An 11854-nucleotide genomic window follows, 5' to 3' on the forward strand; every position below is an offset into this window, starting at 1 on the left:
CTGCCATTACTAACTTCTATACCCGCGCCAAAACGCATCCCAACATGGCCGCAACCGGCGGAGCCTACAAGGGCTTCAACAGTCAATATGCGCCGTGGGATGGACAGGTGTATGTGAATCAGCAATGCGGTGCCACGTGGCTGAACATGTTCTCTGCGATCAACCAGCAGTACAGTGCTTCGAACCAGCTCCCGTTTTTGCAACTCGTAACATGGGACGACTACTACGAAGGCACGGAGTTGGAAACGGGTATCGACAACTGCGCGACCTTGAACGTTACCGTCAGCAAGAGCAAGAAAGAGCTCACGGTCAACTTGACCAACCCATCAACGGTGGACCATCTCGAACTCTACTCGCAGGCTGCTGCTGGCAAGTACAACTTGACCAATAGCTTCCCTGCGACCATGGCGAACATCCCGGTTACCGGCGCTGCGGGTACGTACTACCTGAAGGCAGTAGGAAAGCCGTTCATTAAGAACATACTTTCTGCGGCAATCGTCATAAAGTAAGCGCCGTCTGCAAGGTCCAACAGCCACCTTCGGGTGGCTTTTTGCGTTTGTGCGCAAGGACGGTCCAACGGACCGATAGCGCGCGACAAAATCAAACCATGAACGCCGTCGATGGAAACAAACGGCGGCGACGACACGGTAATAAATACCCACGTCGAAGTTGGGTGTGGCAACGCACAGAGCGTTAATCCCTTCATGCACGACATTGGAGGCTTGGCCAAACCCCCCGCCTGGAGATAACAAACGTGAATCGCAACTCAGACGTGCCAACCGTCGTGCGGATTGCACGGAAAGAATTCTCCTGCGCCATATGTGGGGCGGGCCCGTCGAGCATGGGCTTTCTCTTTCATGCGTTTAAAACGGGCAAATTGGAGGAAATCGCCAGAAATGGCCTTCTCGTCATCGACAAGCGCTTCGAGCTAGGCTCGGGCAAGCTCGGTGAGTATGCGAACGTCTCGGGCAATACGGTCGGTAATACCTTCCTCGCTTGCCTCGAACACGAGAAATTTGACGAGGTATTCGGCGAACTGCGCGACCATCCGCTGTACAAGCAGATGGTCGCGGTTGCCGAAGGACCGCCGAGCCTCTCCGACGCCGGCGAGCTGCTAGCGCTGGCGACCGAGCGGCTGCTCGCTTACCTCACTGCGCGCTACGACGTCACCGTGCTTCGCGGCCGAGAAATCGACACCATTCGTCGCCGTCAGGGCGGTGGTTTCGACATCGGTTATCACGACGTGACTGATCCCGCCTTGCTCAACACCGTTTCAAGCGACACGATCGTAATCAATCTTGGTGGCCTGCAACACGTGGGCGAAATTGACGAACTGTGTCGTGGATTACAACTGCCAGCGCCGGGCGCCGAGATCAAGACCTACGTTTCCGACGATGTCCTCAGCCTGACGACGGCGCAACTGATCGAAACATTCAAGGCCCAATTCGCGCAGAACGGAAAGCGCGGCCCGAACCGGATTTCGGTTCTTGGCGGCTCGCATAGCGCGTTCACCGTCGTGGACCGCCTCGCGATGGAACTCGGCGACGCCGGTCTTGATGAAATTGCGGTGATCCATCGTTCGCCGATTCGTTTGTTTTTCGAAACGATCGAAGAAGCGCGTGCCAATGGCTATGCGGTCAACGAAGCGATGGACGTCTGCCCGGTCACCAAACGCGTGAACCGCGCGGGTGGTTTGCGCTACCGGGCGTTCGACATTGCGCGTTCGATCATGGCGAACGGCCACGTGCCCGGCGCGAAACCGCGCGTTGAACTGATCGAGGCTGATGCAAGTGAGGTGGCTCGATCGCGTGCGGGCGATTGCCTGAGTGAGTCGGTCGCTGTCGTCCACGGTGCGGGGTACGGACCCAACATGTCGAAACTTGTCGATCATTGGGGCGTCCCGATTCCGCTGCAGCTCGGCCAGGGTGGCCTGGTGTCCGATAGGTTCGGTTGCCCATTCGATACAAACGGCGAGTTGGTGCACGGGCTTTTCTCGTTTGGCCTGGGCTCGGGATTTCGCCCCGACGAACAGATCCGGCGTGAGACAGGGTTTGAGGCGGCGTTCCGCGGACGCATCTATGGTGTGTGGGCTTTTCACCATGACTTTGGCGGCCGGGTGTTGAACGGAGTGTTGGACGCGCTGGCGACTCAGGACGCCCACGCGCGAAGCGACGCTGGCGATGCGCAAGTACAGCACCTCCCGGATGTGTCTCAACTAACAACATACGGTGGCACGGATCTCGCGGTCTCTGCGGGAGGTTGAGAAACGCGCGCCCGCCACTTGTTATAAACAGGTCGAGCGGTCGACGGTGGCCGCGCGTAATGCCGCATGCGGGCGCAAGATCCCGCACTTAACCAGTCGCAGCGCTAGTTGCGCCGCGCGGCGCCCGAATGCAAGGTAGGGGTCGGCACGCTACTCAGAACCGGCAGCATGGTCGTCTGATACTCCGGCACCCAGCGACGCAAGTCGTGGCGCACTTCCTCATCGGTCAGCACGCGATGCTGCATCAGCCACGGCAGCAATTCATCGAGGAAATGATTCGGCACCTCGCGCGCCTGCGCGATCCGCAGTTTCGGATGCGGTGCACGGGTGGTCGTTTCGTCATCATCCAGCAACTCTTCGTAGAGCTTTTCGCCCGGCCGCAGGCCCGTGAACACGATCCGGATCTGCTCTTCCGTGAACCCGTACAACCGGATCAGATCCCGCGCCAGATCCACGATCCGTACCGGCTCACCCATATCCAGGATAAAGATCTCGCCGCCACGGCCCATGCTAGACGCCTGCAACACCAGTTGCGCGGCCTCGGGAATGGTCATGAAGAAGCGGGTGATTTCCGGATGCGTCACCGTCACCGTGCCGCCCTTCGCAATCTGCTGCTGGAACTTCGGGATCACACTGCCCGCGCTGCCCAGCACATTGCCAAATCTAACTGTCTCGAACTGCGTGCGTGGCGCGATCTGCTGCAACGCCTGGCAGGCCATCTCGGCCAGGCGCTTGCTTGCGCCCATCACGTTGGTCGGGTTGACGGCTTTATCGGTGGAAATCAGCACGAAATGGCTGACTTGATGACAGATCGCAGCGCGCGGGCGCGCCACTCGCAGCGTGCGAAGCACATTGATGTCGCGTGCGAACCGTCTGTGAACTGCTCATCGCCATGAACAGCAGCAACGGTGACACGTTAAATACAGAATTGCGAGCTTAGGCGAAGGCTGCAACATTGCCGAACCGATCGTCACGATCAGCGTACCGCTAGCAACCTCCTTGGAAGTCCGCATTAGATCGGGCACGCTGACCAATACCCACATGCCGCGATATAGCCTGGACGCGCGGAACACAACGGCGTAGACGGGCAACGCCTACATCAGCCCTGAAAGAAAGTGTACTAAGCGCGAAGTGACCGGCAAGCCCCAATTGAACCCGACGGCGTAACCTGCCGACCACGCAGACATCGAACCCGATGCACAGACTGACAACTACGAGGCCTTATACCAAATCTTTCGTGTAAACCTCGAAAGTGCCAAAAATAAATGAATGGCATTTCGCAAAGGCAGAAGGCCTGCCGACGCAAGGTCTAAGCGATATCGGCCGCAAGCCCGGAGCTGGCGATCTCCCTTTGAAGGATGACTAGATGCCACGGAACAGAAATATTATGCCCAACTCCAGCGATTGTCATATTTATATGGCGAAAGCCAGCTATAAAGGACGACGCTATTTAGCTTTAGTGCTCGAGTAATACTGATTGTCACATCCAAATTCCGTCCGATGATTAGGCACGAAAAATCGCTTAGACGCCTGACCATGCGACTATATGCCAATCTTTGCTTATACAAGGTGCAATATGCAAAATAGAAGTAATCCAGCCGTGGCCCCAGAGGAGCGATAACTCGAAGCACGATATTACGAAATTTCATTCTTCGATACGATAAATTGGCTAAAATTAATAGGTCAAAATCTAAAAAAACGCGATCGGATTGCTAACCTTCACCCAAAAATCCTGGTGACGGCAGATTTTCTCGAGACTCGCCAACCGCCTCTACCTCTGGCCAGCGTCCTCAACACACCCTAAAACGTACTGCTCCACCAACGATAAGATAAGTCTTTACCAACCGACTTCTGCATATAAACGCAACACCTTGCACTCGAAGCGATGCTCAGCTGAACTCGGCCCTGTGTCGATTAACTAGCACTCGCCAGCGCCGATCAAAATTTAATCAATCTTGAATAACCCCCCCCAATTCGGCCGAACCACGAAAGAACAGACGTATTACATATAATATTCACAAGGTAAGTCGTCTAACCTTGATGACGCTTACAAGATGAGCTATCGAAATTTTGATAAATAGCTAATCTTGTAATAAATGGAGTGCCGCATCATAACGTTGTGGAAACTGAGTGGCGTTGCACACTATGTTCGACCTTCTTGCCACAGTTGTTTCGAGGCTCTCGCACAATGAGAACATTTAGATTGAAAACTTAGCTATTTTTTAACGACTCAATTCTTATCGCCTTAGCTCTTAATAAACTTGGCAAACTCAAGCAAAACTGTGGGTAGCTCTTTATAGATGTATCTAATTATGAAATTTAACTTTTCTGCGTGACCTTGTCCGTCAAATTTTGATGATATTGCATGAATTTTTAAGCTATCGATATGACTTTTTCGCATCTTCACTATTTATCGGCCGTTTGAAGTCAGATGAAATCTGACTGCATTCAACTATCGTTAGCTTCTTCAAAATCACTTTATGTTTATTGGCGCTGAAAAACATGCTGTTGGCTCACATATAAAATCTAAACGAGCCTGCTTCTAGATCAATTCATGACAGTTTTTATTCTACAAACCGCGCAGCATTCGCGCCGCGTGCGAACTTAGGAAAAACTTCAGACTTTCGCACCTTCATTCGGTCTGCGACGAGCGTTGAACTAAAGATGCTCTTGTCCGATTTCGCCCGTCCTTCATCTTGAATCTCGACCAAGCTCAACAATTGAAGTTGGCGATAGGCACTCCGGAAATCGGGCGGTAAGTCAGGGCAAGCGCAAACTTCCTTGAGGGATTTGTTTTGGACATACACGGTGGTCCGTGCCGCACTGTGAATCAAACGTGCGATGGGCGGCCGGTTGCGGCGGCGGGCGAAGGCCGGCCACAAACGGTCATTCAACATGAACTCATAGATTGACGACGATCAATCAATTGAGCAGATCCAATACCGCGTCAGTTATCTGAGCTCCTAGGATTCAAGAAATTCTTAGAACGGCCGATATCACAATATTTGGACCGACGACCACGTGATTTTGAGGCGAATTGATGAAAGAACGGACGGTGACAAGAAAGATACTTAATGCGCTCGTCTTACTTCTCATTGCGGTCTACCTGATCATCACCAGGATCTCTCTGGAAAAAACGGGTTGTGTGCGAGGTAGATTTACGGTTGCCTGTCGGGGCACTGACCCAACTCGTTTTTACCGCTCGATAGACGGGCGGCTGCTTGCTGCTTGCGGGTCGATCGTCTGGGCGGGGTTTCAAATCGTTGCGCTAATCCGTGACCTGAAAAGAAGAAACGACGACGCGCAGTAGTTTGGGAATACGTAAGGCCCGTGCTAGAGAGAGACTGCGTGCGGACAAACGTCCACGTTCCTGAAGCTACAAGAAATCATTTCCGCCGACTTGCAGCTACGAGTGGCAGCTCTGCAGCGTTCAGCGAGACCGTTCAAAGTCCACCAAAGAAAATTGTCATCTGTCACTGCTCGGCTCATCGTGTGGGGCCTAAAAATTGACTACATGGCACACAAGCGCGAACCGTTTCAGGCAGTGTGCAAACGTCACACCGCTATCACCGCTTCGGGCCACATCGGCCAGTTGCGCTTGAGAACCTGATAGCGCGCGCGGCGATTTATCGGGGCGATGCCGCGAACGGCGCGTGGCAGGATCTGCGGGACGTTTGTCCGGAGTTCGGACGCATGCATGCACCGTCTGTCGCAGCGGTATCCAATGGCAATGTCGTTAGTCCGCCGCCCATGGCCGTAACCCGTGACGACGTACAACGCGCTCTGGAACAACACGGCGGTAACCGCGCGGCGGCGAGCCGTGCGCTCGGGATTGGACGTGCCACGCTGTGGAGACTTATGAAGACGTGAGGGTATCCCGGTTCGCACGTTGGATCGCGTCCTGCAGGTAATGACGCATAAGGCCCTCCAGTTCGTCCATGACAGCTTTACGACTGGCTATGGAGGTATCGCCATTAACCGCGACGGCCGCCTTCATGATCTGCTGGATCACGGCGGCACGGACGGCGATCTCTGCCGGTGCCAGATGCGGCGCCACTTCTGCCAGCACGGATTCGATCTCTCTACGCAGACTTTCGCGGATGCTCATGGTGCGCGGCAGAGCGTAACTGTAGGTCTCGACCAGGACCGCAAACGCCGGATGGGTCGCGCGGAACTTCACGAACGTTCTCGTCAACCGGCTCGCAAGCAGCGATACGTCCAGAGACGGCGCAGCCTCGCGCAGCTTGTGGAACGTCTCTGCGAGTATGTTCAGATAGCTTTCGAGCAACGCACCCGCGATCCGGTCCTTGGTGGGAAAAAATTGATACAGCGAGCCAATCGATGCGCCCGCGCGGGAGGCAATCGCCGTCATGGTTGCTGCGTCGTATCCCTTGTCTGCGAATTCGGTACCCGCTGCCTCCAGCAGAGATGCGACCCGTGCGTGACCGCGTGCACGCTGTGGGGCTTTCGCTTGCCCGCTTTCGGCACGCAATGTTGCGGTTGACTTTTGTGAGGACATACTCATAAAATAGAAATGTGAGACGAGCCTCACAATACACCTTTGGCTCACTAACTTCAACGGAAGGCAAAAAATGTTGCAGAAACTTGACTCCAAAACTACGGCACTCGTTCTGATCGACCTCCAACAGGGCATCCTTGGTTTTGGGAAGGCCCCTCGCAGCGCCGAGTCCGTGCTGACGGCCTCAGCGAAGCTCGCGAAGCGCTTTCGGGAACTCAGTGCGCCAGTCGTGCTGGTGCGCGTAGGCTGGAGTGACGATTTCGGCGACGCGCTGAAGCAACCCGTCGACCAGCCCGCGGCGCTTCCTGCCGGCGGACTTCCGTCGACGTGGTGGGACTTCCCCGAAGCGCTCGAAGCCGCCGAGCATGATCTCAAGATCACGAAGCGGCAGTGGAACGCATTTCACGGCACGGAACTCGATCTGCAATTGCGCCGCCGTGGCATCAAGACCATTGTGCTCGGCGGAATTTCGACGAATATCGGTGTGGAGTCGACGGCACGAGCTGCCTATGAACTTGGCTACACACTCGTGCTCGCCGAGGATGCGATGAGTTGCGCCACGGCTGAGCATCATCACGCGTCGGTTAACTACATTTTTCCGAGACTCGGCCTGGTGCGTCAGTCCGAGGACGTGATCCAGGCACTCGCGGACTGACACCGCTCCGCGATGGGGCATGAGGGCCCTGCTGCACAGCCGCTGACAGGCCGGAAAGTGCGTCGGTCGGTACGCCTTTCACCTGGAACGACCGATCGGATCGAGTCAACTCGCGGATTTGTACATCGACCTGCCCGCACACGCGAGAGGGCAGCAGAGTACGAAGATTCAGTGCAGGAGTTGCGGGATGTCCAAATCAAGGTCCGACGAACAATCAGTTAACCGTATAACCGACGCTTCGCCGACGCAAAAAAGTCGTTACGCGGTTGTCGGATCGGCCGTGTCGCGCATCGGGGCTGCTATCGATAGCAAGGCGCTTGTTCGCACGTTGACGGCCCTTTTCCCGTTAATCGTCCTCGCGCTGGTTTCCGGTCAGACAAAGTGGTTGCTCGTTTCGCTGGTGACGGTGTCGACCGCTATCGCAGTGGATCGCTCGCATCTCGCTCCGCTCGGGGTCATTTCCCACGGGATAACCATCGGAGCGGGCTTCCTGGTATTGATGGCCTCGCTTGCGTATCCACCACTGTTTGTCGTAGCCACTGCCCTAATGGCAATGGGCTCGATTTTGGTGACTGCACGGGGAAGCGAGTTGCGCTCACTTGGTCGCTATACGTTCATTCCGGTGCTTTACCTCGCCTGCGAGAGCGCCGAAGGAGTGAGGCAGTCGGCACTCATTCATCGCGGGTTCGAGCTTCTTGCCTTCGTATTGACTGCTTTCTTGCCGGTTCTGCTCATTTCCTCGATCAATCATTACCGCGAACGCCGTCCAGAGGTTTCATATTTAGCGCACTATGCGAAATGGTCGAAGCGTTCTGAGCGTGGCGATCGTGTTCCGTACGTCGAAGCGATGATCGCAATAGCACTCGCCGTAGGCCTCGCAGCAGCGCTCGTGGAGTGGAGGCATATCGAGCGCGGACAATGGATGATCTGGTCAGCGGCGAGCGTGGTCACGGGCAGTGCGGCGAGCGCCCGCGTCAAGTTCCGGAATCGTATCGCGGGGGCCATCGTAGGCGTGCCGGCCGGTATCTTCGTCGGGTTGTTGGTCCCCCACGACTATTTCGTGCGCGACCTGGTTATCCTCGCTGCGTTGCTGACACTGGTCTGCATTCGGCCCTACGTTATGGCATTCGGCACGCGTTGCGCCTGCGCCGCGATGGCATTCGTGGTTGCCGGGCAGTCGTGGACGTTCGCTAGCGAGCGTCTGATCAACGTAGCGGCCGGCAGTGCGACCGGTCTCTTAATTACGCTGGCTGTGCACGTTATTGCGAGGCGCATCGAATGCTCGCGCAAACCGGTCTCATTTTGATGATCGGTACGATTCCGGTCGCCCCTGCTGACGGGTCCGATGTTGCGTCGCGCGCGGAAGCGAACGGGCGTTGTTGAACCGTCCTGAGACATTGGGGCATCCTTGCCGATGGGCCGAAGTGGGTCGAGTATTGCCCATCGGCAGTTGGCGCAGACTAACTTTCCCTTCACCTGAAAGGAGAGTTTTCATGGAAACGACAGCCAGCAATGCCACGGCGCGTGTGCCGTGGAACAAAGACACGCTAACCGGGCAGAAGTTGCCGCTGAAGCTCAAGGAAATTTGGGCCATTCGGATTCGACTGCAATTGGGAGCGAGGACCCGTGATCTGGCGATGTTCAATCTGGCAATCGACAGTAAGCTGCGAGCGTGCGACCTAACGAAGCTGCGCGTGCGAGATGTCTGACTAGGTGCCCGCGTGGCGCCGAGGGCGACCGTTATGCAGCAGAAAACTCAGCGACCGGCGCAATTCGAGATCACCGAGCAGACACGTGACCGTGTGGAAAGCTGGATCAAGGCCGCAGCGCTGTCTCTATCCGATTTTCTGTTCCCGGGTCGGATCCACGCGTCGCCGCAGCTTTCAACCCGGCAGTACGCACGAATCGTCCATCGCTGGATCAAATCGATCGGGCTTGACGACACGGCCTACGGGACGCACACGATGCGTCGCACAAAAGCGTCACTGATTTATCGACGTACGAAAAAACCTGAGGGCGGTTCAGTTGCTGCTTGGTCATACTAAGGCTGGAAAGTACCGTCAAATACCTTGTTATGGAAGTTGACGACGCGCTCGAGAGGGCCGAACAGACGGAAGTTTGAATGCCGCCAACCGGTCAGCGGTCGGACGCTGACCGGCCACAACCGATCATTGGACTGCCTGTCGGATCCCCTTTCTACGAGGCGTCGACGGCTGGCCGTCCCGTCGGGGGTGTACGCCTTCGAATTCTTTGCCGCGCTCTAGTCGTTGTCGGTCCTCGCCATGTCACTCACCTTACCAACGTGGTGCTGGCGACACGATCCTCGTGCCGCAGGAGCGGGCCTGGTTTCACCCATTGCAATGACGTGAGACCTTCGACACAGGATCCTTCCCGGATTCAGGCGTCAACGGCTAACCCTCATAGCCGGCGCTCATGACAAAAGGACTTCGCCGTAACCGCGCAAGCCATCGGTGCGCGAAGTTCTTCCGACATAGCCCAGTTCACGGCGCGCGGCAGCGTCATTGACGCTGAATTCCCGCCCGATCATGCGCATCATCGAACGGGACATCGGCGGGTCGCCCTCCATGCGAGTAGCGGCCCAGACAGTGTCCATCAAACGGCCCAGGTTGACCGCGAGCCAGTAGGGCATCGAATGCAGTTTCTCAATCGACAAGCCCTGAGCGCTTGCGAGCCCAGCAATAAATTCGCGAAATGTCAGCTTATCCTGATCGGTGATGAAGAAGGCGCGACCGCCCTCGCCACGCTCCAGGGCGCATTGGACGGCTTCGACGACATTGTCCACGTGGCAGGTGGCGAAGGCATAGTCGCCACGATCGATGAAGGCGAACCGGCCCGAGTTGATTGCCTGTGGAAGAGCCCGGCTGAATGGGTCGCCAGGTCCCCAGAGTGCAGGCGGGCGAAGCGCGAGGGTGCGCAGGCCTGGCTTGTTGGCCGCCAACACGATTGTCTCGGCTTGACACTTGCTCGCCAGGTAGGCAGAGAAGTGGTTTGGAGACGTCGGTGCGCTCTCGTCGGCATCGCGGATGGGCGTACCTGCATCGTCCATGATGACTCCTGCCGCGCTTATGTGGACGAAAGTCCTCGCCCCGGCTTTTTCAGCCGACGTGAGAAGCCGGGCGGTACCTTCGATGTTAGTGCGGAAGATCGGCCCGCGTGGCCCGGAGAACCGGAACAGCGCCGCCGCGTGCACGAGGGCATCGATCTCAGGCAGCGGCAGCGGCGAACTACTTTCCAGATCGCCGCCGACGGGGTGCGCTCCCAACGCCCGAAGCTTTGCGTGGGACGAAGCCGAGCGCGTGAGGGCGAACACTTGATGGCCATCCCCCGAGAGCCTCGGGATGAGCCGGCCTCCGAGCAGGCCGGTACCTCCGGTGACGAGAATTTTCATGACAATCAGCCTTTCGATTCCTTGGTCAAGATGGTTCGGATAGCGTTCTCACAAATGTCTTCAAGCACCGCAGGCGTGGGCGGCGCGGTGTTGCGAAGCTGTGCCGTCACGTAGAGCAGGGACGCAGCGTTCGCCGATGCCCACATCAGATCCGCGGCCGCCTCGACCGTGAGATCGAGCCACCCCTGTGCGTCGATGGCCGCAATACGTTCGATCAGGAGTGCGAAGGCTTGTTGAGCCGCGGGTATCTGGACGCCCGAGAGGACGCGGCCCATCATCGCTGCGTAAAGTCGGGGCCGTGCCGCAGCGAAACGCACGTAGTCGTTCCAGCCCTCTCGCAGTGCGGTCACCGGGTCGGAGGATTGCACCGCCGCTTTCTTTCTGGCGAGAAACTGCGCGAACGCCGCTGTCATGGCGGCACTCAACAGGCCATCAGCGCTGCCGTAGTGGTGGTAGAGCGTGGGAGCAGTGACGCGCGCTAGTGCGCAGACGGCTCGCGTCGAGAACTGAGCCTCGCCCTCATCCTCGAGAAGTTTCAAAGCGGCGGTGAGCAAACTGGCGCGTGCATCCATGACGCCAATATAGCACCGCTATATTGGTTTGTATAGCGGTGCTATATTGCTACCGCGTTGAGGAAGCGTGTCTGGCCGCTTCGGGTCGCCCTGCGCCCGGCGCGTGTCAAACGCTTTGAGACAATATTTTTGATTAGTTTAGTGTGCAATTCTGTGTTTTCTTGTCATCTCCTTTTGCCGGTTTCGGCATGTTGATACCGGCCTCTGTCGGCAGTGCTGGCGGATGAGGTTGGCAATGTTTGAAGCGGTTGGGATGCTGCAAAAATGCGGTTTTCAGGACAAGGGCGCGTTGCTCATAGATGGCCGTCGCTGCGCCAGAATGCATGGCGGCAGGTGTCATATAGCCGATGCCGGAATGACGGTGATCATCGTTGTACCAGGCGAAAAATGTCTGGCAGAACGAACGTGCATCTGCAAGCGAATTGAACCGTTCCGG

General features: G+C 56.8%; 9 protein-coding genes and 3 pseudogenes. 6 read left to right on the forward strand and 6 right to left on the reverse strand.

The genetic code is table 11. The features are described from left to right. Together BSU04_RS46575 and BSU04_RS23925 are read left to right on the forward strand one after the other, a co-directional pair. A pseudogene (locus BSU04_RS46575) lies at nt 1–509 on the forward strand (hypothetical protein); the annotation flags it as partial. A gap of 245 nt (nt 510–754) precedes the next feature. Further along, nucleotides 755–2263 carry a hypothetical protein gene (locus tag BSU04_RS23925; RefSeq protein WP_144021329.1) on the forward strand — a complete coding sequence of 503 codons (1509 nt, stop codon included), beginning with the start codon at nt 755–757 and terminating at the stop codon, nt 2261–2263. A gap of 104 nt (nt 2264–2367) precedes the next feature. Here BSU04_RS23925 and BSU04_RS48575 read toward each other — a convergent pair. After that, nucleotides 2368–3117, reverse strand: a pseudogene (locus tag BSU04_RS48575) (polysaccharide biosynthesis protein); the annotation flags it as partial. 1710 nt (nt 3118–4827) lie between these two features. After that, nucleotides 4828–5160 (reverse strand): hypothetical protein, encoded by a 333-nt coding sequence (locus BSU04_RS23935; protein ID WP_089162916.1) that lies wholly within the window; start codon nt 5158–5160, stop codon nt 4828–4830. A 649-nt stretch (nt 5161–5809) separates the two neighbouring features. On the opposite strand from BSU04_RS23935, the gene BSU04_RS23945 reads away from it, so the two are divergent. After that, on the forward strand, nt 5810–6133 hold the full coding sequence (locus BSU04_RS23945; RefSeq protein WP_089162918.1) for a helix-turn-helix domain-containing protein: 324 nt from the start codon (nt 5810–5812) through the stop codon (nt 6131–6133). On the opposite strand, the gene BSU04_RS23950 is transcribed toward BSU04_RS23945, so the two are convergent. Beyond that, complete coding sequence (locus BSU04_RS23950) at nt 6120–6917, reverse strand: TetR/AcrR family transcriptional regulator (protein ID WP_306427218.1); 798 nt, start codon at nt 6915–6917, stop codon at nt 6120–6122. The genes BSU04_RS23945 and BSU04_RS23950 overlap by 14 nt on opposite strands. Between BSU04_RS23950 and BSU04_RS23955 the strand changes: the two genes are divergently transcribed. From BSU04_RS23955 to BSU04_RS47865, 3 genes and pseudogenes are all read left to right on the forward strand, one after another. Next, nucleotides 6856–7437, forward strand: coding sequence for a hydrolase (locus BSU04_RS23955; protein WP_089162920.1), 582 nt, complete (start codon nt 6856–6858; stop codon nt 7435–7437). The genes BSU04_RS23950 and BSU04_RS23955 overlap by 62 nt on opposite strands. Before the next feature lie 187 nt (nt 7438–7624). After that, nucleotides 7625–8743: an FUSC family protein gene (locus BSU04_RS23960; RefSeq protein WP_089162921.1), complete on the forward strand. Its 1119-nt coding sequence runs from the start codon at nt 7625–7627 to the stop codon at nt 8741–8743. Between the two features lie 187 nt (nt 8744–8930). Beyond that, nucleotides 8931–9559, forward strand: a pseudogene (locus BSU04_RS47865) (tyrosine-type recombinase/integrase). A 309-nt stretch (nt 9560–9868) separates the two neighbouring features. Here BSU04_RS47865 and BSU04_RS23970 read toward each other — a convergent pair. From BSU04_RS23970 to BSU04_RS48875, 3 genes are all read right to left on the reverse strand, one after another. After that, nucleotides 9869–10846 (reverse strand): NAD-dependent epimerase/dehydratase family protein, encoded by a 978-nt coding sequence (locus BSU04_RS23970; protein WP_089162922.1) that lies wholly within the window; start codon nt 10844–10846, stop codon nt 9869–9871. Nucleotides 10847–10851: 5 nt separating this feature from the next. Beyond that, nucleotides 10852–11418, reverse strand: a complete 567-nt coding sequence (locus BSU04_RS23975) for a TetR/AcrR family transcriptional regulator (protein WP_089162923.1) — start codon at nt 11416–11418, stop codon at nt 10852–10854. A 133-nt stretch (nt 11419–11551) separates the two neighbouring features. Then, nucleotides 11552–11854: integrase core domain-containing protein (locus BSU04_RS48875; protein WP_144021330.1), on the reverse strand; the 303-nt coding region annotated here is incomplete at its 5' end.

The organism is Caballeronia sordidicola, from assembly GCF_002220365.1.
GTDB lineage: Bacteria > Pseudomonadota > Gammaproteobacteria > Burkholderiales > Burkholderiaceae > Caballeronia > Caballeronia sordidicola_C.